This window comes from Neobacillus niacini (genome assembly GCF_019749295.1).
In the GTDB taxonomy this organism is placed as follows: Bacteria; Bacillota; Bacilli; order Bacillales; family Cytobacillaceae; genus Neobacillus; species Neobacillus niacini_D.
This window is the reverse complement of sequence record NZ_JACWFG010000008.1, coordinates 217,732-239,596: the sequence shown is the minus strand read 5'-3', so window position 1 is coordinate 239,596 and position 21,865 is coordinate 217,732. Positions and strand designations below refer to the sequence as shown.

The window sequence follows — 21,865 nt, the reverse complement described above, 5'->3', positions numbered from 1 at the left end:
TATTTAACCAAGGTGAAAATATATGAGAACCAAAAACGTAAAGCCATTTACCTATGGATCATTATATAAACAAGACACCCCTGATGATAAAATCATTCCGCTTAGTGCTGGGAACACAATAGATTTTACAATAGCAGGGCCCTATCAAAATACTAGACCAGACATTGCAGCAAATACAATTACCGTTTACAAGTCTGGTGTATATCAAATCACAGCAGATGTATCCGTTATTTTAGAAGAAGAACAATCAGTGGTGTTCAACATAAACCGTTTGCCAGATGGTTCAGACCCACTGATTGGATCTACCTTTGACGCAAACGGGATAAGTACCGTAACAGGGATTAATGTGCAGGCTTACTTGTATGCCGGGGATGCAATTGCTATTTTTATTGCTGATACCTTCGCTCCTAGAGGGAGGCTGCCGCGATATAATCGCGCGGCTCTCACACTACATTTACTGGAATATTAATAGCTCCTCACATAGGAAAAGCCTGTCCAAGTTTAATGGACAGGCTTCTTTACTATCTAACACCGAAGAATTGTTTAATCTTACCAAACACGCTTTTGTTTTTGTCTTCTAGCGGCTGTAATGGAATAGATTCTCCGAGAATACGTCTAGCGATATTTCGGTAAGCGATGGAAGCTTTACTATTTGGATTTAAAGCAATTGGTTCGCCGTGATTAGATGCTTTGATGACTTCCTCATCATCTGCAACGATTCCGATTAACTCAATTGATAAATGTGTTGTAATTTCATCTACATCAAGCATATCGCCGGTCTTCATCATATGATTTCGAATTCGGTTGATCACTAATTTTGGTGACTCAATGGTATTCGCTTTTTCAAGTAGACCAATGATTCGATCAGCATCGCGGACAGCCGAAACTTCAGGAGTTGTTACAACAATCGCTCGGTCTGCACCAGCAATGGCATTTTGGAATCCTTGCTCAATACCTGCAGGGCAATCAATTACAATATAGTCATAGTCTTGCTTAAGTTCATTAATTAGTTTGTGCATCTGTTCTGGCGTAACAGCTGACTTATCAACCGTTTGCGCTGCTGGAAGCAAATACAATAAATCTTCGAATCTCTTATCTTTTACGAGTGCTTGATGGATTTTACATCTTCCTTCCACCACATCCACAAGATCATAAATAATTCGATTTTCAAGCCCCATAACAACATCTAAATTTCGAAGGCCAATATCCGTATCCACCAAGCATACTTTTTTGCCTTGAAGGGCCAGCGCTGTACCAATATTAGCGGAAGTCGTAGTTTTTCCTACGCCGCCCTTACCGGATGTAATTACTATTGCCTCTCCCACATTAATGTCCCCCTTCGAATCTATTTAAATTAGGCCTTAATTGTATTAAAACTTGCAATCTATCTACGATGATTTGATGGTTTTCGTCGATATAAGCACATTCCATTTCACGTTTGTCATTATTTTGAGCGTTATCAGGCGCACGGTTTAGACAATCACTTATCCTTAACTGGGAGGGCTGCATACTAGATGCAGTAATAACCGCTTGATCATTACCAAATACACCTGCATGTGCAATCCCTTTCAATGAACCCATGATAAAAATATTACCGCCTGCAATTACCGTACCACCAGGATTCACATCTCCAATGAGCAACAGGTCTCCTGGAACTTCTAATACTTGTCCAGAACGAATGATACGGGAAACGGTAACAACTTCATTTTCCGCTTTAAGCTTATCTACTTCTGCTTTTGTGACGACATTTGATTCAATTTCGCCAACCACTAAGTTCTTTTTCTGGCGAATCAGATCTTTTATTTCTTCACGCTGAGCATCATTCAAATATCGATTGCCGACATCCACTTTAACAGGTGTTGATTGACGCTCAGCTTGAGTTCTTTGATTTTCCGATAGTTTTTCATCGAGCTCCTTTTTCAGCTCGTAATAGGAACAGCTATCATCAAGATGAAGGACAATTCCATCCTTCGTACCTTTAATCGTAACATTTTGCCGCTTTTTCATGGAGAAAACTCACCTCAAATAATAAGAAACACATGCGTGCCGTAGAAATCAATACTTTCCTGCCCAAAGACACACTTCTATTATACAATTCGACACGCTTTGTGTATTCTCCTTTTTTAAAAAGAAATACAAAAATCATTCATCTCGTAAGCTTTCCACAAAACTTTCAAAATGACGTTTTAAAGGATACCCAGCAATCAATAAAAAGACTGCATTGAGAATGAGGGTAGGATAAAAACGCATCGTAATAAAGCTCTTAAATTCAAGTGTGGTGATATGAATTAAAAAGTCCATTTCATAAACACCTAACTCAAGTAAGGCAATCCCCACTAATGACACCAAAAAGGCGACAATAATATTTGTCTGCAGCACATGCATAATTTTTGAGATAAGATACGCGATGAGTGGAAAAAGGAAAAAATAAATACCGATAATCTCAATCCAGACAATATCAAATAATAATCCAAAAATAGCACCATAGATGATTCCATATTTCCTGCCAGCGTAGATGGTTAATAACAATATTCCGCCGAATAGAAATCGAGGTGCCAATATATAATTCTGCCCGAAAACCTCAGGCGGGATATATTGAACGAAAATGCTTTCCAATAAGAAAAGGATTAGAAACAAAAGAGGAAGCAGGAATTTCTTCACAAATCCTCCTCCTCCTTCCCTTCGCCCATATCACCTAAATTAGGCTGGGCCATTGAACGTGTAATTACAATGATATTCTCCAAATCATAAAAGTTAGCACCTGGTTCAACTAAAGCTGTCTGATTCAATCCATACTGGTCTGGCTTAACATCGATTACTTTCCCAATTGGCAAACCTTGAGGGAAGACACCGCCGAGTCCAGAGGTGATGACATTTTGTCCTTTTTTAATTTCCACTCCTGATGGAATGGCTTTAATTAATAATGCTTTTTTCTCTTTATCATAGCCTTCTACAAGTCCAAAAACATTTGTTTCGCCTTGGACGATTGCAGAGATTCGATTCTTCGGATCCATTGCACTTAACAGTTGGACTGTCGAGCTAAATTGGTTTACTGTTTTTACTTTGCCAATCAAGCCATGAGCAGTGACAACTGCCATATTTTTTTTGATTCCATTTGTTTTCCCTTTATTGATAATAATCATTTCATGCCAACGATCAGGGTTTCTACCTATTACGGTTGCCTGTAAAGGTTCAAAATCTCTCAGGGTCTCTTCTTCACCGAGAATATCACGCAGCTCTTTATTGTCCTTTTTCAGCTCCTGTACCTGTGCTTCAAGGCTAACAAGTTTCTCCAACCGTGATTTTAGTTCTTTATTCTCTTCATATGTATTTTGTAAGTCCTGAAGATTTTCAAAAAAACCTGCAACTAAATGGGCAGGCTTTGAAACCAGGGATTGAACCAAGCCGGCAGTATCCTTTAAGAACTGCTCTGGCCAGGATAGTTTACTTCTCTCCCTTAACGAAAACCCAATCAATGCCACGAGAACAATAATGCTTACCAGCAAAACGATCAATCGTTTATTCAAAAAGAACTGTGGCATGATTATACACCTCTATTTTTTAACTGTGTTTGTACGTGTTTGATATGATTTCCACTCCAGGCACTTCGCTTTCCGCAGGCGTTGCGGTGAGCCTCCTCGGCGCCCAGCGCCTGTGGGGTCTCACCTGCTCCGTACTCCTGCAGGAGTCTCGTGCCTTCCGCTCCAATCAACAAGTTAGTACAAACACAACCATTTTTTAACTATAGTTATATTGTTTTGTTATCTTGATTCTTTTGCTTTGTTTTTAAACAGTTGGATGTGGTCTAGGGCTTTGCCTGTACCAATTGCTACGCAATCTAGCGGGTTTTCGGCAATAAGTACTGGCATGTTTGTTTCTTCACTTATTACCTTGTCCAGGTTTCGAAGCAGAGCGCCTCCGCCTGTTAGGACAATTCCTCTGTCCATAATATCTGCTGCAAGTTCTGGTGGTGTTTTTTCTAATGTGTTTTTTACAGCCTCTACAATTGAATAGACTGTATCTTTTAATGCAACGCCAATTTCTTTGGCTGTGATTTCAATGGTTTTTGGTAAACCAGTCAGTAAATCACGTCCGCGAATTTCCATATTCTCGATACCTTCAGCGTCACCAGCAGAACCGACTTCCATTTTAATTGCTTCGGCTGTACGTTCCCCAATCATGAGGTTATAGTTCTTCCGGATAAAAGAAACAATTGAATCGTCCATTTCATCACCAGCAACACGAATGGATATGCTTGTTACAATTCCGCCTAAAGATATAATTGCGACTTCCGTTGTACCGCCGCCGATATCAACTACCATACTGCCCGTTGGCTCCCATACTGGCAGGTTTGCACCGATAGCCGCTGCAAATGGTTCTTCAATCGTATATGCGTCTTTAGCGCCTGCTTGACGTGTTGCATCTATTACAGCTCGTTCCTCAACAGCCGTGATCCCTGATGGCACACAAACCATGACGTATGGCTTACCTGAGAAGATGCCATTACTTTTTGTAGCTAGGCGGATATGGTGTTTCATCATGGATGCCGTTATTTCAAAGTCGGCAATAACTCCATCCTTCATTGGTCGCATTGCAACCACATTTCCTGGAGTACGCCCAATCATGTTTTTCGCGTCATTACCAACCGCTACAATCGACTTTGTGTCTGTCTGCATAGCCACAACAGATGGCTCTCTTAATACAATTCCTTTACCTTTAACATAAACAAGGGTATTTGCAGTTCCCAAGTCAATACCAAGGTCTCTTGTCCCAATTCCAAACATAGTTGTATCTCCCTTTCTGATACGAAAATAGCAAAAGGTAAGTAAATATACCTTCTATTCATGTTTTTTCTAGTAATTTATATGAATAACACGAAAGATGTCCTAAAAATCATAAACATTATTATATCCCAACGTCAATTAAAATCATAGTATTAAAGGTACCCTTTTTCCTTTAGAGAAACAAATTTATTTTCTCCGATGATGAGATGGTCCAGAACATCGATCCCAATCATTTTACCGCATTCCACCAGCCTCTTCGTGACATCTATATCTTCACGGCTCGGGGCGGGATCCCCGGAAGGATGATTATGGAGGCAAATAATGGAAGCTGCAGACCGTTTTAAGGCCTCACGAAAAACCTCGCGAGGGTGGACTATTGAGGCGTTTAAGCTCCCGATAAAAATAGTTTGTTTATGGAGCACTTGATTCTTCGTATTGAGGTACAAACAGACGAAATGCTCTTGTGATAAAAAGCGCATGTCGTTCATCACATAATTGGCCCCATCTTCAGGGGAGCGAATTACATAGCGGTCGGTATAGTTTAAGTTCGCAATCCTTCTGCCAATCTCAACTGCTGCGAGAACTTGAATAGCCTTCGCCTGACCAATCCCCTTTATTTCGGTCATTTCTTCTAATGTTGCAGCCTTTAATAGCCGTAAGCCTTCAAAATTTGTCAGCAAACGATTGGATAATTGCAGGACACTTTCATCCTTTGTACCGGTTCTAAGTAAAATCGCAATGAGTTCATGGTTCGATAAACTTTCAGGACCATTTTGAATAAACCGCTCTCTTGGTCTTTCGTCTTGAGGAAAATCACGGATCATTAATGAATTAGTAGACATTCTATTTCCTCCCTATAGTGTGGGAGTTATTGAACTATCTAGGATGTTAGAACAACTGGTAGCCTAGCCTTTTTAATTCACGATAAGTTCTTGCGACAGGAAGGCCGACAACCGCATAATAGTCTCCATTAATTTTTTTGACAAGCATGCTTCCAAGCTGCTGAATACCATAAGCTCCTGCCTTATCAAGCGGTTCACCACTTTGTACATAGAAATTGATTTCTTCGTCCGTTAACTCCCAAAACCAAACTTCTGTTCTTTCATAAAAGCGCGTTTTTCCATTTGGAGACAAGATGGAAACACCTGTGTACACTTCATGCTTCTTACCAGATAGCTTTTTTAACATTTTTGTTGCCTCTGCATTATCACTTGGCTTACCTAACACTTGTCCATCTGCAACGACAATCGTATCGGAGCCTAGGACAAAAGCATTTGGGTTTTCTTTAAAAATAACCTGTGCTTTTCGCTCGGCAAGATCCATAACTACATCCTCTGGAGAAAGCGCTGGATCAAAGCTTTCATCTACTTCACTGCTTGAGATTGTGAATGTTAATCGGAGGTTTTCTAGAAGTTCTTTTCGCCGTGGAGAAGAAGAGGCTAATATGAGGTTCTGCATACAATCACCTTACCTTTTGCATCAATTAGGGAGATACATGTTAATCCTATCAGAATTTGTAGAATCTAACAATTTTTATATCATTAAAGTTCGAAGAAATCTGTCAGATTATGCAAAGTTTATATCTGTATATGTTATTGGAATATTTTGTTTTCACAACCAAAAGCCTGTCCTAATTAGACAGGCAGGTTTATGAGTATAATTTCCCGGAAAATATCAGCTTATGTCGACTAAAGTGAATTATAAATACCTAAAAAGTTTAATAAATGCTGTTGGGCTTCAATCAAACTATCTTCACTTTTCTTCTCTTGAAAATCTTTAACTTTTCCAAGTGCACTTGATAGTTCCACGTTCAGACTCTTTACCTTCTCGTTTTTCAGGTCTTCGGATTGTTTTAACTGATCACCTAAACTCGTTACTTCCTTACTAGCTTCTGATGATAAACTGCCCGAGACAATACCATTGGAAGTCACCTTTGAAAGCTGCTGAAAAATGGCTGGAGCAGCCTCTAAAAAGCCTTTTTCAGTTTCAGTTATACCTGATACGGTCTTTTCGGCAATTGGGATTTGCTTGGCAAAAACATCCTCATACCCATTAGCCTTATAAGTCACCCCTAATGCCTTAGCAGTTTCAATTGAATCAGCCAAACCTAAAAATAAGAAATTATTATCGTTCATAGTCAATGGCTCCGCAGGCAACCCTTTACCTTTCGCCTGGCTGGCTGCTTGAGACGCTGCGTCTTTGGTTTTAAAGGCTCCACCTTGGACGATAAAAGCAGTTTGTGCTCCTATAACAATAGAACTACTTCCCTTTCCTCCTGCAGTTTCAGAACCTTTATCAGACCCTTTACCTGCCACTACAGGTTCCGTTACTACTGGTTTACTAGTATCCGAAATCACTAATTTAAGCATGAGCGCACCAAAGCTCGTCCCAATTAAGATAGCAAAAACAGCTGTTACAATAATTGATTTGAAAGGACCGCCATTCCGCTTAGCTGAAAAAGTTGAAAAAGATACAGACTTCTTTTTCCCGCCTTTTTTCGGGTTCTGACTGCTGACAACTTTATATTCCTGAATGTCATTATCTGAAGATTCAGGAATAATCCAATCAAAACTTTCATCGACTGGCTCCTGTGCGGCAGCTGTTTCGAGAAAAACATCTTGTTCATGGAAATCATTCTCGATACTTATTACTTTAGTGAAAGAATCTTTACTAGATTCAGGATCTTTCTTAATAGGTTCTTCTGAGAACGGTTGGTTCTCTCCATTTAACTTAATTTTGATGGTATTGCCACGTTTCGGCTTGTCCACTAACTCGTACTCCTCCCTCTACCAATAGCAATTTCTACCATCCTATCACAAAGACAAAAAAAAATAACAAGACTTTTGTCGTCTTGTTATACAATGCTTTCGCCAAATTACATGCAACTTCGCGATAGTATTAATTAGCTTTTGTCGTATCAGAGAAAGAGCTTAAAGGATTTTTCTTTTTCGCCGGTGCAGGAGCATCTATTTTTGGAAGCTCGGCAACTAAATCATCTAATGTCGGCAGATAGTATGCAGCAATGGTGAGAGAATATGCCAACGGGTCCTTTTCTTGCTCTAGAGTCGTAATTTCTTCACCGCCCGAATAGCTAATGGACTCAACAACTACGATCCGCTCTAAAGATTCAAGTGTTTTTATAAACTTTTCCAGATCTTCATAGGTTGGTGATTCGACACTCAAGCTGACTGAAAGCTTCTTTAAGCCATTTGAAGCTGGTGGCGCGGCTGCTTGATCGGTTGCAGCTGGAGTCTCTTGAGTTGCTGGAGCTTCCTGACCAGTTGTAGTAGACTGGTCAGTTGTCGTATTTTCTGTCGTTGTCTCTGTAGTTACAATTGTAACGTCGGCATCTTTAGAAAAGCTCATCGATGAGATAACACTATTAGAAACAGTTTCAGCTTTTTCCAAGTCTAAAATAAATTGCTCCAGTAGCGGTTTAACAGGAACTTTCTTCTGTAACTCCCGTGTATCCTCTACAACCTTAGCAGTATCATCAACTTTGTTTTGCGTAACTACTTCCAAAAGTTTTTGTTCTGTCTCTAATGACTGCTGTCTCATACTTACATCTGATTTCAATGGTGTTAATTTAATGAACTGAGCAAACACAATGAGTAATACTAACAATAGTATACCGACCAACAAAATGATTTTGTCGATTTTGGAGAGACGGAGTTTCATGATGCTGTCACTCCTTCCTCATTGCTTTTGGTAGTCAGTTCTTTAATTTTCACTATATTTAACTTAATTTCAAACTGCCCTATATATCTAGGAAGATATTGGTCATTTGAATTATCGTTTTTATCAATTTCAGGTGCAGCCTCTTTGTTCTCTTTTTCTGCATTATCAGAACTATTTTCGTCAGTTGTTTCAGCTTCTGTTTTAGTTTCAACAACTTCTTCTTTTTCTTGAATGGTCAAAGAATTTAAGGTCGGTTCTCCTACCCATTCCGATTCACCTAAGTTATCTAAAAAGTATGCTGCCTCTCGTGCACTATCAAACTGAACCGTAAGTATCACTGTGCCTGCTTCTGCATAGGCAAAGGATTGAATAAACCCGCGTTCTGGTAAAAGAGATGTTAAGTGCTGCATAATCGGTATCGTTTCGATTGGATAGGTGTTTGCCCATTCTACTGCATTTTTTAATAAGCTAATAGACATTTGCGATTCATTCTTATCAGCATTTTGTTCTTCTTTTATGGCTATTTCTTTAGTCATAGAAATTTGTTTATCTAAACTTTGCAATTCACTTTTGGTGGCCTGAATCTGCCAGTAATAAATAGCTCCTGCGAGAATTATAAGTGCCAATAGCACGATCAAAATTATAATATTAAATTTCCTAGGTTCCTTTTGGGGAAGGAGGTTAATTTCAACTAACATTATTGCACCTCTTTCAAGGCAAGACCTAAGGGTATTAGTAAACTCGAAGGAACACTAGCTTTACCTTTTTCATCTGAAGTTAGTGCAAGCATTTCCACGGGGACTTCTAAGCGCTCTATCATTTCATCATAGATGGCTATTAACATTGGGTGATCACCATTTACTAGGAACTTGGTCACATCTAGTTTCTCATTGCTTAGTGAAAAACGATAATAATCTACTAATTTATTGATTTCTCTAAAAATATCTTCAAAATGTAAAACCAATTCTTCCGAGGCACCGATATAGGTAAATTCAACTAATCCTGATAATCCTTGGTTATATTCCCAGTCTTCAATATTGAAGGGTAAGGAAAAATGACGCATTACCATCGGCACGCTTCCTTCAAAAATACACAAGTTGACGCTGGTTAAATCAAACTGGACTGTGAATAGAATTTCTTTATCATTACTTTTCTCTAATTGGTGGTATAGACGATAAAGTGAGAGCGGCGAAATATCTGCTGCCACTGGATTTAACTTCAAACTAGTGAATAATTCCGCATATTCCATTACAAACTGCTCTGGGGCCGCAAATAATAGAATATCCTGTGTTTTCCCATTGTTTTTAAGGAGATGATAATCAAAAACTGGTTCTTCAAATGGTAAGTGGATAGTAGAACCCAGTTCTAAGTATAGGTATCCCTTTATTTCATCCTCCTGAATATCCGCTGGAATAGAGACTTTACGAATAATAACGAGCGGATCAGGTACAATGAAGCGAATAGAGCGCCTTTGAATTTTCCATTCCTCAATACATTGCTCTAAGATATTGGATAAGGAATCAATATCAACGATTTTACCGTCAACAATAATACCTGGTGGTAAAAAACGTTCTCTCCATTTTTGGGCAGTAGGGGGGGTACTTTGTTTTAATTCTAAAAACCGAATTGAGTGGTCATTTAGTACCAAGTTGATTATTCTGTTTTTTGTTGAAAAAAGGGAGAATCCCATATCTATTACCCCTTACTAAAATCCATTATATAGAATTTGTAAATATAAATTGATTAAGTCTGAACCCCAATAGTATGCAGTAAGTGTCCCAGCAGCAATAAACGGTCCAAACGGAATTGGCTGCTTTCTTTTTACAATTTTGAAAAGCAAGGCCAAACCACCAATTACTGCACCAAATAATGTTGAAAGAAAGAATGATAAAAGTACTAATTTAAAGCCAAGTACAAATCCAAGCAGGGCATAAAGTTTTATGTCACCGCCACCCATACCGCCTTTACTAACAATCGCAATAATAAGTAGGAATAAGAACCCAGAACCTGCACCGAGAAGACTGTCCCAGCTAGGATTTAATGGCCATATAATCCGTTCCAATAAAAAAATCCCTGCAAACCATAGTAAAATTTTATCAGGGATGAGCATATAGTTTATATCTGAAACGATGATAATCATGAACATCGAAATAAGTGTTAAGGCAACTACAAGCTCTCCTGACCACCCAATAACAAGTGGTGCTGTTGCAAATAATATTCCAGTAAGCAATTCAAAAATCGGATATACAGGAGAAATCCGCGACTGACAGCCGCGGCATTTCCCTTTTTGGAGTAAATAAGATAAAACTGGAATTAATTCATAGGCATTTAGTTGGTGCCCACATATTGTACAGGAAGAACGTGGTTTAACGATTGATTTTTTTATCGGAATTCTTAGACCCACTACGTTGAAAAATGAACCAAAAATTAAACCAAATAAAAATAAAATAACAAAAAGATTAATCATATAAATATTAAGGTGTAACGACAACACTGTCTCTATTAATATGATTTATTTTAAAGTCCTCAGCAGCTTTTGCCGGAGGTCCAGTTACAGCAGCCTTACCATGTTCGTCTAGTGTAACCTTAGTTGATTTTAGCATTACAGCAGTTACTTTACCTGCTACCACTTTAACATAAGAGCTATCAGGAGCTGTTGAACCGGTAACAAGGTCATTAGTAGAGTTTGTATATCCAACTCCATGTGGATCATCAAATTTATCTAAATACTTTTGAGTTTCTAAATAACCTAGTGTTAAGAAATGTGTATCCTTCTGCAAATTACTGTTTGAGGCTATTGCCATTTGGGCTGAACTTACCATTTGCTTAGCATTAGCAACGTGTGCGTCTTTTTTTGTGTTCTCAATTAAACCTAAAACAGATGGTACAGCAATGGCGGCAAGGATTCCTAAAATTACAATTACTGCTAATAATTCAATTAAAGTGAAACCCTTTTGATCTTTAAGCCTTAATTTTAACTTTTGTAGCATATTCCTACTCTCCCTTATGGTTCTATGAACCTAGTAATATTGTCTCTTGTAGTATACATTAATTTACAAGGTGAAGAAAAGTGTATTTTTTGGTATTTTGTCATTTTCCCACAAAATATTATACGTTTTAAAATATTATTGACTTTTTTGTTGAAATTGGTCGAACATACCAAACATCGGCACCATTATAGCCATTACTATAGTACCTACTAAGCTCGCCAAAACAACAATCATAACAGGTTCAATTAGTGATTTTAACCTATCTGTTCCTGTTTCAACCTCTTTTTCATAAAACTCAGCAATTTTACTAAGCATAGAGTCAAGTGCACCTGTTTCTTCTCCTATTGATATCATTTGTGTTACTAGTGGAGGGAAGGCCCAATGATTTTTCATTGGTTCAGTCATTGATTGTCCCTTTTCAAGAGAATCTCTAGAATCACGAATAACTCTGGCAATAACTTCATTTTCAACAACTTTCTCAACTATTGACATTGCTTGAAGAATTGGAACTGAACTAGAAAATAATGAACTTAGCGTTCTCATCATTCGTGCTAAAGCAGCCTTTTGTAGCATATTCCCAAAGATAGGTAACTTTAACAAAAAATAATCTAAATAAAATTTGGTCTTTTTATTTTTTTGCAAATATGAAATCATTCCAATTATAGAAAGTAAAATCAGTATAGTAAGCCACCAAAATGACTGCATAAAATCGCTGGAAGCAAGCACGACTCTTGTAATTGCGGGTAATTCACTACCCAAATCAGCAAACATTGATACAAAGGTTGGAACGACTGCAACTAGTAGAAAAATGACAACCGCAATAGCTACTACTCCTATTGCAAGAGGATATGTTAATGCCGAAACAATTTTCTGTCTTGTGTAATGCTGTTTTTCAAAATGCTCAGCCAACCGTTCAAGAGTTTCATCCATATTTCCGCTGACTTCTCCTGCTCTCACCATATTAACGAACATTGTGTTAAATATTTTTTTGTGTTTTGATACAGAATCTGAATATGGATTTCCTTCACGCAATTCTTGCTCTGTATCCAATAAGGCCTTTTTTAAACCTTTACTTTCAGTTTGTACTGCAAGAATTGAGGTGGCATCTACAACGGTTACGCCTGCTTTAAGCAATGTAGCAAACTGTCTCAAATAAATTACAAAGTGTTGCAATTTTACAGTATTTCCAAGTGATATATCCTTAGTCATCAAAGTCTCAGGAACTTCTGTCATCTCAATGACACGAATTCCTTCTTCCTTTAACTTTACCATGGCTTCCCGTCTTGAAGCTGCGTTTATCGTTCCTGCTTTTTTTCCACGCCGATCACGTCCTGAATATTTAAATCTAGCCATCCAGCATCATCTTTTCTTGTAGATATTTGGTTGCAGCTTCTTTTTGTATTAAGTTGCGGTCAATTAATTCTCTGATGCTCATTTCTAGGGTGTGCATTCCTTGAGCACGAGATGTTTGCATCGTGCTTTGAATTTGATGAATCTTTTCATTTCGAATTAAGTTCGCAATCGCGGGATTGTTCACTAGAATCTCTGTTGCTGCCTTTCTCCCTTTTTTATCAACAGTTGGGAAAAGACGCTGTGAAATAACTCCCACTAAAACAGATGCCAGCTGCACACGGATTTGTGGCTGTTGTGCCGGTGGAAATACGTCGATGATCCGGTTAATTGTTGACGGTGCACTCGATGTATGGAGTGTCCCTAGCACCAAGTGGCCTGTTTCTGCAGCTGTAATCGCAATTCCAATAGTCTCTAAGTCCCGCATTTCTCCTACAAGAATAATATCAGGATCTTGACGTAGTGCCCCCTTTAATCCATTTGCATACGATTGGGTATCAAAACCAACTTCTCGCTGATCAATAATAGAGTTTCCATGTCTATGCAAATATTCAATCGGATCTTCAAGCGTAACAATATGTTTTCGCATATTCCTGTTTACATAATCAATCATGGAGGCAAGAGTGGTTGATTTTCCACTTCCCGTTGGTCCTGTAACAAGAATTAACCCTTGAGGTTTCTCTACAAGTTCTGGAATAATTTTTGGTAAGTCTAATTCTTCAATCGTAGGAGTTTTGGAAGCTACCACCCTCAATGCCAATGAAACGCTTTTCCTTTGGTGATATGCATTGACACGGAACCGAGATACTCCTGGAAGACCATAGGAGTAATCAAGTTCTCCCTTTTCCTTGAACAAATCATACATATTTTCCGGGACTGTCAATTTGGCGATTTCTTCGGTATCGGGCGGCAGTAAAATATCTTTTCCATACCGCTTTATATCCCCGTTAATCCGGAAGATTGGCGGAACACCTACCGTGAAATGAATGTCGGATGCTTTAAATTCGAGTGCTGCCCGAAGTATATTCTCAAGTTTTTCTTTCATCGTTTATCTCCTACTCTAATATGGCTACTCGTAATACTTCTTCTGTCGTGGTAAACCCTTGTTTTACCTTCAAAAGACCATCATCAATTAAAAAGATTGTTTTATTTTTAATCGCAATTTCTTTTAAATTTTGAATAGAGTCGTCGTTCATGATTACTCTGCGCATTTCATCATTAATCACTAACACTTCATGAAGGGCAATTCTCCCCTTATACCCTGTCATATTACAAGAAGGGCAGCCTTTACCACGGTTGACTTTATCAATTTTCATTCCGCGTCTTGCGAATATTTCCACTTCCCGCTTTGTTGCCTCCTGCATCTCTCCACAATCGCGACAAACCTTTCTGACAAGACGTTGAGCAACGATCCCACTTAGGGAGGATGCAATTAAAAACGGTTCTACCCCCATATCAGTTAACCTAGTGATCGTTCCGATTGAATCATTCGTATGAACGGTACTTAATACTAAGTGACCTGTTAACGAGGCTCGAACCGCAATCTGTGCTGTCTCTTTATCTCGAATTTCTCCGACCATGATAATGTTCGGATCTTGGCGGAGAATGGATCGCAAACCTGCAGCAAAGGTCATTCCGACATTTGTGTTTACTTGAATCTGATTTATACCCTCCAACTGGTACTCGACGGGGTCCTCAATGGTAATGATATTAACTTGTTCGCTGTTAAGTTTATTAAGTGCCGCATAAAGGGTAGAGGACTTTCCAGATCCTGTGGGTCCCGTGATCAGCACAATCCCTGTCGGTTGTTCTATTAATTCAGAGAACCTCTTTAAATTGAGAGAATTAAAGCCTATTTTCCCCAGGTCATTTAAGGCTGCACCCATATCGAGTATCCGCATTACGATTTTCTCGCCATAGACTGTTGGCAATGTCGATACACGAAGATCAATTGGATGGAATTCGAGATTTATTTTTATTCGTCCATCCTGCGGTATCCTGTGCTCCGTAATATCGAGATTGGACATAATTTTCACCCGTGCCGTCAATACGCTTTGCATATGGCGCGGCAGAACACGTTCAACCCGCAATACCCCATCGACACGATACCTGACAACAACCTTCGTTTCATGTGGATCAATATGAATATCACTAGCCTTTTGGATAACCGCATTCGTCAGCAGCTGGTTTACCAAGCGGACAATTGGTGAATCTAGATCTGTTACATCCTCGTCTCTTCCACGCTCGTTGCCGCCAATATCGTCAAAAAGCTCTTCAAAATCCTGATCAACGTTGTAATACTTATTGATTGCCCTTAATATACCTTCTTTTGTCGCAATAACCGTTTCAATTTGGAAGCCTGTAGACAGCCTAAGATCGTCAATCACGATGAAATCCATCGGGTCCACCATGGCTACATAAAGTTTATTTCCCTCTCGTTTAAGGGGAATAATTAAATTACGTTTTGCCGTTTCTTTTGAAATGAGCGAAAAAAGATTGGTATCAAATGGATAGTGAAAGAGATTGACATGCGGTATCCCTAATTGTACTTCCAGCACTTCTGCTAACTGCTGATCGGTTATATACCCTCTTTGTAACAAAACATCTCCAATCTTCTGATTGGGTGCTTTTTCAGACAAAGCCGTTTGCAATTGCTCAGCTGTAATTAAGCCTTCCTCTATTAACAAATCTCCCAGTCTTTTTCGAGTTTGTTTCATATATGATCACTACTAACTTTATTTAGCTTGTTCATTCGGTTTCCCCCATAGGCCATTATCATCAGGATTTTCAGGTAAAGGCGGAGTTTGTGTTTCATTTGGAACTGGAGTTACAGCAGGTGTTGTTTCTGCTGGAGTAACAGTTTCTTTTTCTGTTCCCGTTAGAGCATGAATTTCAACACGATAAACTGGCGGATAATAATCCTCAGAGATTAATACACTTTCAACCAGTTTACTTCCTTCGTATTTATCCCGATATACCTTCACAATTTTCCCTTCAGCACCTTCTGTTTGTACCTTTATACTCCCTGAAGTGACTAAGGGACTATATTGCTTGATTGTTTTAGGTTTTAGCTGTTGTTCGTCTTTTTTATTGATTTCATAATCGTATAGGAGCTTTTCACCCTTTAACGTCACAATTAGGTTATTGCTATCTAACCTCAGTTCAAGTGAGTACAATGACTCGTTTGGATTAACAATAACAAAATCAGAGCCTTTTGCGAGGTTAACCTTTGCTTCCATCCCCAAAATCGCATAATCAGGGAGTGCACTGCCAATATTTCTCTCTCCAATGGTAAAATTGGTTGGCAAGATGGCTTGATAAATACCTGTTGCAAGGACACTAAGCACTGCTGAATTTTCTATTTTTTGCGTCTTAGCAAATTCTGTTAGTGAAAAGACAACTTTTTTGTCTAGGAGAATTTCAGGGTTTGCTTCAATGACTGACTGTAATTCACTTGAAACATCAGTTAGTTTTATTCTTGCTTCATTAATGACTGCATTTTTTGAGGCTGGATCTAGGATTTGGTAGTTTGTACTTAAATTAAAATGAAAGGTACCGTTGTTAAACTGTGATGCCGTATTGGATAAATCTGAAGTTAGTTTTGTAAGTTCAAGTTTACTTCGATCAAGCTGCGGAAAAAGAATCTGAATCTGCTCTTCTACCTGCAACATATCAATTGTAATAACTGCTTGATTTTGCTGACCGTCCAAGATAGCAGAGACACTTTGTGCTGAATCTAAATGGAACAGATTCGTATCAAGAGGGACGATCATTTCGCTGTATTGTAGTTCAAACTTGGTATTCTTCACCCAGTCAACGTACTTTTCTTCTATTAATGAAACGGCTTCGCTCTCTGATTTTCCGGACAAATCTATAGACCCGACTGTTGTCCCATCAGCATATTTCCCGCCAGCCCCTGTGAGATTCACAAAAGCTTTTGCACCAAAATGGGAAAAACTAAATATAAAAGCAGTACTAAAAAAAAGCACTACGAAAAGTTTTATGAAACGTTGATATTTACCCAACAGCTCGCCCCCTTTCTAGTTCTTAACTAATTCAATTTTTTTATTTGAACCCTTGTCTTCCGTCTCAACATTTGCCGCAGCAGCTGCTTCCTCGAAACCGAATAGTAATTCCAGCTCACCATCATCTAATTGGTTTTCTTCGTTACTTGTTTCTTTGTCTTCCTTCGCTTCAAGGTCTGCCAGTTCAGAAAGCCAGTCGTCTTCTGCAGAGTCTGCTATTTTGTCAGTCTCTTCTAGCAGCAAATTTTCAATCTCAGATAAGTAACCTGGTGCTACTTCCAAAGGAGTTTCTTTTACATCTATTGCTTCAAGATCACTCTCTTGAATAAAAATATCTTCACTATCATCATCCAAATTCTGAATTTGCTCTGATTCAGATGGAATTAAACTAGCAGTAACATTTATCTCAGAAGCAGGTGCTGCTTCTATCTCATCTAAATCTAGTAAATCATACTCAGATTTATTTTCTGTTTGCTGATTCGAAAAAGTAAGTTCAAATTCTTCAACTATCACTTCTTCACCTGAGGATGTATTATATAATGCTCGTCCTAATCGACTGTCCATAATATATGAAACAAAAAAGGTTAAAACGAACAATAGCAATAAAATTTGCCACAGCGCGACAAAATTAACAGCAAAAAGTCCACCTAGGGCGATGACAAAGGACAATAAAGCCACAGCAAGCTTTCCTTTTAAATTGAAACCAAGTGATAAAAAGGACATAACCAAAAGTGAAAGCAGCATAGCACCAAAGGCCCATATGATTGTTTGCATACATTAACTCCTCTTCTCTTTCTCTATTAAATTACATTTTTATTTAAAATATTACATTTTTAGTTCATTTCCATTAAAATTAGACATATTTCGCACACTAATTATTGTATAATACTATTAGGCATTTTGAAAGAAGGCGAAAAACTTTTTATCTAGGTAAATTTACCCTAGTAAACGAAGATGGCAGGTGATTATTTGTTCATTTTACTCAAAAATGAAAAAGGGGTAACGTTGATAGAATTATTAACCTCTATTGTTATTTTATCTATTATCCTATTAAGCTTTATGACGTTTTTTACAAACTCATTTCAATATAATGCAATCTCGTCCGACAAAATGAAAGCTACAAATATTGCCAGAGAAGTACAGGAAGATTTCAAAGTTAACGCAGATAAGAATTTGGAATTAAAAAACTTAATTACTTTTTCAAAGACTTCAATCGGTACTACAATTCCAAAAGCAAGCTACCCTAAACTTAATTTAACTGAGGATATAACAAAAAGCAGCGAAGTCCTGACATTAAAGTTAATGAGTCAGAACTTTCATGTTGAAGTGTTGGTGGATACTAAGAGTGATCCAAATCTACATTCCTCTCTTGCGAAAATACATGTAAAGGTAAAAAAAGGGACGAAAATCGTATCTGAAGCTTTTACGTACTTTGAAAATTAAGGGGGATTACAATACATGAATAAATCCCTTTCTAATGAAAATGGGATTACCCTAATAGAATTATTAGCTACCCTAGCCATTGTTTCGTTTGTTAGTATTCTTCTTTATGGTGTTCTGATGGATGGCTTTAACTATTCAAAGAAATCCAAGGAGAAAGTTTCTATCCAACAGGAAATGAATATTGTCGTTACCTCGATTACAAAATTCCATGAGTCCTATGGATCTTATGACATTAAGGTGGACGGTCCAAATTCCAGCAAAATACAATTAATTAGTACGGACAAAACAATCGAATTATCCAATCCTAGCTTTGAATACTCATTGATTGATTATAAAGGGGTAACAGAAACACCATTTTCCCCCACCACCACTGTGAGTACAACTCAGCCTTTGTATATAAAAATCATTATTAAGGATAAAAAGCAACCCAGCCAGACATATGAGGTTAAAACGATTATTTCCAGGTTATAGGGAGGAATTTATGTGAAGTACTTAAAAAACGAAAGAGGGATGACACTGGTTATTGTGCTGTTAACGATAACGGTGTTCTCCGTACTAGGTTTGGCTGTTATGGGGGCATCTGTCAACAATGTAAAACAGGTGAAAAAAGCAGAGACCGATATCCAAACTGTTGATGCAGCGGAAATGGGAGTTCAATACTACAATACGTTGTTGAAGGATTTCTTCCACCAACAAATTGCTCTAAAGAAAAGTGAAATTAAAACTTTGATTCAGAATGACTATGTAAACAAAGTACCGCTTACAGATGATAAAATTGAAGAATACGAGAAAAAGCTTGGTGAAAAACTGATACAGGCCTTTAATAGTTCTCCTCTTTTCCCAGCTTTCGGAACAGCCCTTAGTAAGGATATTGATACACCTACCAAAACTTACTTTAAAATAAAAAATCTTTCACCTTCACCATTATGTCCAACTTGCAATACTACAGCTAAGGAGACAGTCGAACAGATAGAATTCAGCTATGAAAGCTTTGGACATACGAATCAGCAGCCTGAAAAAAAGCTAACTGGAAAATTTGTCTTTACGTTTTCAATCGATAAATCCGAAATAAAAGAAAAATTAATCCCTGCTCAAAATCACGATTATACAACATTAATTCCAAAGCCAACAAATGTGTCTCCCTGTTCCTCAGAAGCATTTGGAAATGGAAACAATGGCAGAGATGTTTTTGATACAGTAAATTGTAGTTACAATCAGTTAATTAGCGTAGAAAAGCCTTCTGAAATAACAGATTCAATACTAGTTTTCGATAAGGGCGTTCAATTTATTAAACAATTAAACAAAGGGATTGAAGATTCAACCTTATATATTACCGGAGTGCCTGGCACTACTACTTTATTTAATAAACAAGTTAATGGAATTCATAATTCCAAAATTCTTGTAAAAGGAAATGCACAATTTGAAACAGTAAATCAGGGGATTCATAATTCAACCATTGTTGTTGTGGGCAACGCCAAATTTGGTGACGGACAAGATAAACTTAAGAAATTAGAGCATTCATCTATTTACGTTATCGGAAATGCAGATATGACTGATATTGATTTTACACAATTCTCGACAACCGCAAAAATATGCGTTAAAGGGACCATTACTGGAGATTCAAGTCTATATAATTATCCGATTTATTCCGAAAGCTATAATAAGGTTAAATTTGATGAAAAGTGTTCACTCGGAATTATTCAAGACGGCGACAAAACCATTGATATCTCTGACCAATTTATGGATTGGGCTGAAGAAATAAAGCCAATAGTATCCTATAACTAAGCCAAAAAGGTGTTCCGCGTCGGAACACCTTTTTTATTAACACGTCGAATATTCCGCAACCCGATTTCTCCCTGCCCGTTTCGCCCCAACATATAACGCCCTATCTGCATGTCGGACCAAAGCTAGTGGGTCTTCTGCATCCTCTGGTGCAGTTGCTACCCCAATGGAGGCAGTTATTTTCACCTGATGCTGATTAAAATCTAAAGATTGCTGTAAAATAAATGGCCAGTTGGCGATTGATTGCCTGATCATCTCTGCCATCTGGAAAGCTTCTTCCTTTTGTGCTTCAGGCAGGAGAACGACAAATTCCTCGCCGCCATATCGGGCGACTGTTCCTCTCGAACCTACAAGATTCGTTAATCTATTAGCTAATTCACATAGAATTTCGTTTCCGCTTTGGTGACCGTACGTGTCATTTACTGCTTTAAAATGGTCGATATCTAGGATAATTAATGATAAAACTTTTCTTTCAAATTGGAATAACTTATCAAATTCATCTGTCAGTAATTTTTCAAAGTATCGATAATTATATAATTTCGTTAATGCGCATCGTTCACTTTGTGTTTTTGTGAGTTCATAGTGCTTCGCATTTTCCATCGCCACTGCAAAATAGGAACAAAGAATATCAACAATCATTAACTGTGATTTTTCGTATGCTCTTTTCCGCTTTGAAGCGAGTATTAGTACCCCAATTACTTTTTTATTTCTGACAATTGGTACCGCTAAAACACTTTCTGCATCAACAGGGAGTAATCCCTTCGAAAAAGACTGCCAATCTTTTTTTGAATTATATAAGTAGCCTTTTTGTTTTTCCCAAACAAAACCGCTAATTCCCTCATTTTTTCTAACCTTTACTATATCGCTTGTTAACCATGAACCCCCTTCTATCCGCCTGGATAATTGAAGTTCTTCTTCATCATTTACCACTTCCATAATATAAGCATAGTCAACCGGGAGCATTTCACTTAGTTTTTGGATAAACAGGTCAATAACTCCATTAACCTCAAGACGTTCTGCCATCTGGTGGCCGATTTCAGCGGCTTTTTGTAAATACTCATTAATTTTTTCAGTGGAATAATACAAATTAAAAATGATGGATAAACTTGCAAACGGGAAAGCCACTATTAATAATGCGATTAATTCTAGTTGGTTATAGAACATATAGAGCACAAAGCCGAGAGGCAAGGTTAAAAATGTTGTAATGGTTTCAACGATGAAATCCTTCCCAAAGTAGGATTCCTTACTTTTATAGATAGCATAGAAATAAAACGAAATAATAACCTGATTAAGAAAGTAATTGACTACAGCATATAATGCTGCAAGCCATATGGCATTTGTGTCATGTAATAAACTAGGTCCTGTTTTTCCTCCTAGTGAATAGTAAACAAATCCACTAAATAACGATACCAAGAAAAACATGATTAAATTTAGCGGTATTCGAAAATATTGATCCTTTTGAACTCGAAGCCTTAGAAGAAGCACAATGACCGCTGCTTGAGCAAAGACCATTTCAATGAACAAACCAAAGCTTAAAAATGTAGCAAGCGATACCCATTGAATCAAAAAGATCGGAGTATTATTGATAACCATTGGCATAAATGCAACAACAGCCGTAAGTGTTAAAAAGGCGAACAGTTCTAACCATTGACCTGAGAAATGAGGAGGGTATTTTTGATAAGTAAAATACATTCCAGCTGGAACTAGCAATAACCACATAAGAAAAATTGTATTCTTTGTTTTTTGATCAACAGCCATTTCACTCCCCCTCCTCACCTGCATTATTTTGAAATCGAGATGGTTTCATTTTATC

Annotated in this window: 23 protein-coding genes; 4 read left to right on the top strand and 19 right to left on the bottom strand. The window is 37.9% G+C overall.

Going from position 1 to position 21,865, the window contains the following annotated elements; all coding sequences use genetic code 11:
- Nucleotides 1-22 precede the first annotated feature (22 nt).
- Nucleotides 23-469, top strand: coding sequence for a hypothetical protein (locus H0184_RS12695; protein WP_221825480.1), 447 nt, complete (start codon nucleotides 23-25; stop codon nucleotides 467-469).
- Nucleotides 470-521: 52 nt separating this feature from the next.
- On the opposite strand, the gene minD is transcribed toward H0184_RS12695, so the two are convergent.
- The 18 genes from minD to H0184_RS12605 form a co-directional block, all read right to left on the bottom strand.
- Nucleotides 522-1,325, bottom strand: a complete 804-nt coding sequence (gene minD, locus H0184_RS12690; protein WP_221825478.1) for a septum site-determining protein MinD — start codon at nucleotides 1,323-1,325, stop codon at nucleotides 522-524.
- Nucleotide 1,326: 1 nt separating this feature from the next.
- Nucleotides 1,327-2,007, bottom strand: a complete 681-nt coding sequence (gene minC / locus H0184_RS12685) for a septum site-determining protein MinC (protein WP_221825475.1) — start codon at nucleotides 2,005-2,007, stop codon at nucleotides 1,327-1,329.
- 135 nt (nucleotides 2,008-2,142) lie between these two features.
- Nucleotides 2,143-2,661: a rod shape-determining protein MreD gene (mreD, locus tag H0184_RS12680; RefSeq protein WP_221825472.1), complete on the bottom strand. Its 519-nt coding sequence runs from the start codon at nucleotides 2,659-2,661 to the stop codon at nucleotides 2,143-2,145.
- Entirely contained in the window at nucleotides 2,658-3,542 is an 885-nt protein-coding gene (gene mreC, locus H0184_RS12675; RefSeq protein WP_221825470.1) for a rod shape-determining protein MreC, read from the bottom strand. Before mreC ends, mreD begins: the two co-directional genes overlap by 4 nt.
- A gap of 219 nt (nucleotides 3,543-3,761) precedes the next feature.
- Nucleotides 3,762-4,784, bottom strand: a complete 1,023-nt coding sequence (locus H0184_RS12670) for a rod shape-determining protein (protein WP_221825466.1) — start codon at nucleotides 4,782-4,784, stop codon at nucleotides 3,762-3,764.
- A 152-nt stretch (nucleotides 4,785-4,936) separates the two neighbouring features.
- Nucleotides 4,937-5,626: a RadC family protein gene (gene radC / locus H0184_RS12665; RefSeq protein WP_221825464.1), complete on the bottom strand. Its 690-nt coding sequence runs from the start codon at nucleotides 5,624-5,626 to the stop codon at nucleotides 4,937-4,939.
- A gap of 46 nt (nucleotides 5,627-5,672) precedes the next feature.
- Nucleotides 5,673-6,242, bottom strand: coding sequence for a Maf family protein (locus H0184_RS12660; RefSeq protein WP_221825462.1), 570 nt, complete (start codon nucleotides 6,240-6,242; stop codon nucleotides 5,673-5,675).
- Nucleotides 6,243-6,472: 230 nt separating this feature from the next.
- Complete coding sequence (locus tag H0184_RS12655) at nucleotides 6,473-7,552, bottom strand: hypothetical protein (RefSeq protein WP_221825460.1); 1,080 nt, start codon at nucleotides 7,550-7,552, stop codon at nucleotides 6,473-6,475.
- A 130-nt stretch (nucleotides 7,553-7,682) separates the two neighbouring features.
- The gene (locus H0184_RS12650; RefSeq protein WP_221825458.1) at nucleotides 7,683-8,462 is read right to left on the bottom strand and encodes a pilus assembly protein PilO; all 780 of its coding nucleotides are present in this window, start codon (nucleotides 8,460-8,462) and stop codon (nucleotides 7,683-7,685) included.
- Nucleotides 8,459-9,160 (bottom strand): PilN domain-containing protein, encoded by a 702-nt coding sequence (locus H0184_RS12645; protein ID WP_221825456.1) that lies wholly within the window; start codon nucleotides 9,158-9,160, stop codon nucleotides 8,459-8,461. Before H0184_RS12645 ends, H0184_RS12650 begins: the two co-directional genes overlap by 4 nt.
- Nucleotides 9,160-10,152: a type IV pilus biogenesis protein PilM gene (pilM, locus tag H0184_RS12640; RefSeq protein ID WP_221825453.1), complete on the bottom strand. Its 993-nt coding sequence runs from the start codon at nucleotides 10,150-10,152 to the stop codon at nucleotides 9,160-9,162. The genes H0184_RS12645 and pilM overlap by 1 nt, the downstream gene beginning before the upstream one ends.
- 15 nt (nucleotides 10,153-10,167) lie before the next feature.
- A complete protein-coding gene (locus H0184_RS12635; RefSeq protein WP_313771760.1) occupies nucleotides 10,168-10,953 on the bottom strand; it encodes a prepilin peptidase in 786 nt (261 codons plus the stop codon).
- A complete protein-coding gene (locus H0184_RS27990; RefSeq protein ID WP_221825450.1) occupies nucleotides 10,937-11,452 on the bottom strand; it encodes a prepilin-type N-terminal cleavage/methylation domain-containing protein in 516 nt (171 codons plus the stop codon). The genes H0184_RS12635 and H0184_RS27990 overlap by 17 nt, the downstream gene beginning before the upstream one ends.
- A 135-nt stretch (nucleotides 11,453-11,587) precedes the next feature.
- On the bottom strand, nucleotides 11,588-12,805 hold the full coding sequence (locus H0184_RS12625) for a type II secretion system F family protein (RefSeq protein WP_221825448.1): 1,218 nt from the start codon (nucleotides 12,803-12,805) through the stop codon (nucleotides 11,588-11,590).
- Nucleotides 12,798-13,847, bottom strand: a complete 1,050-nt coding sequence (locus tag H0184_RS12620) for a type IV pilus twitching motility protein PilT (RefSeq protein WP_221825446.1) — start codon at nucleotides 13,845-13,847, stop codon at nucleotides 12,798-12,800. The genes H0184_RS12625 and H0184_RS12620 overlap by 8 nt, the downstream gene beginning before the upstream one ends.
- Before the next feature lie 10 nt (nucleotides 13,848-13,857).
- Complete coding sequence (locus H0184_RS12615) at nucleotides 13,858-15,519, bottom strand: GspE/PulE family protein (RefSeq protein ID WP_221825443.1); 1,662 nt, start codon at nucleotides 15,517-15,519, stop codon at nucleotides 13,858-13,860.
- 18 nt (nucleotides 15,520-15,537) lie between these two features.
- Nucleotides 15,538-16,827 (bottom strand): G5 domain-containing protein, encoded by a 1,290-nt coding sequence (locus H0184_RS12610; RefSeq protein ID WP_221825427.1) that lies wholly within the window; start codon nucleotides 16,825-16,827, stop codon nucleotides 15,538-15,540.
- Nucleotides 16,828-16,842: 15 nt separating this feature from the next.
- The gene (locus H0184_RS12605; RefSeq protein ID WP_221825413.1) at nucleotides 16,843-17,601 is read right to left on the bottom strand and encodes a hypothetical protein; all 759 of its coding nucleotides are present in this window, start codon (nucleotides 17,599-17,601) and stop codon (nucleotides 16,843-16,845) included.
- A gap of 195 nt (nucleotides 17,602-17,796) precedes the next feature.
- On the opposite strand from H0184_RS12605, the gene H0184_RS12600 reads away from it, so the two are divergent.
- Genes H0184_RS12600 through H0184_RS12590 form a run of 3 tightly spaced genes read left to right on the top strand, consistent with a single transcriptional unit; the run spans nucleotide 17,797 to nucleotide 20,055 of the window.
- Nucleotides 17,797-18,270 (top strand): type IV pilus modification PilV family protein, encoded by a 474-nt coding sequence (locus tag H0184_RS12600; protein ID WP_221825410.1) that lies wholly within the window; start codon nucleotides 17,797-17,799, stop codon nucleotides 18,268-18,270.
- A 15-nt stretch (nucleotides 18,271-18,285) separates the two neighbouring features.
- The gene (locus tag H0184_RS12595; protein WP_221825408.1) at nucleotides 18,286-18,741 is read left to right on the top strand and encodes a PulJ/GspJ family protein; all 456 of its coding nucleotides are present in this window, start codon (nucleotides 18,286-18,288) and stop codon (nucleotides 18,739-18,741) included.
- A gap of 12 nt (nucleotides 18,742-18,753) precedes the next feature.
- A complete protein-coding gene (locus H0184_RS12590) occupies nucleotides 18,754-20,055 on the top strand; it encodes a type II secretion system protein (protein ID WP_221825407.1) in 1,302 nt (433 codons plus the stop codon).
- Nucleotides 20,056-20,091: 36 nt separating this feature from the next.
- Here H0184_RS12590 and H0184_RS12585 read toward each other — a convergent pair whose 3' ends face one another.
- A complete protein-coding gene (locus tag H0184_RS12585; RefSeq protein ID WP_221825405.1) occupies nucleotides 20,092-21,810 on the bottom strand; it encodes a sensor domain-containing diguanylate cyclase in 1,719 nt (572 codons plus the stop codon).
- Nucleotides 21,811-21,865 lie beyond the last annotated feature (55 nt).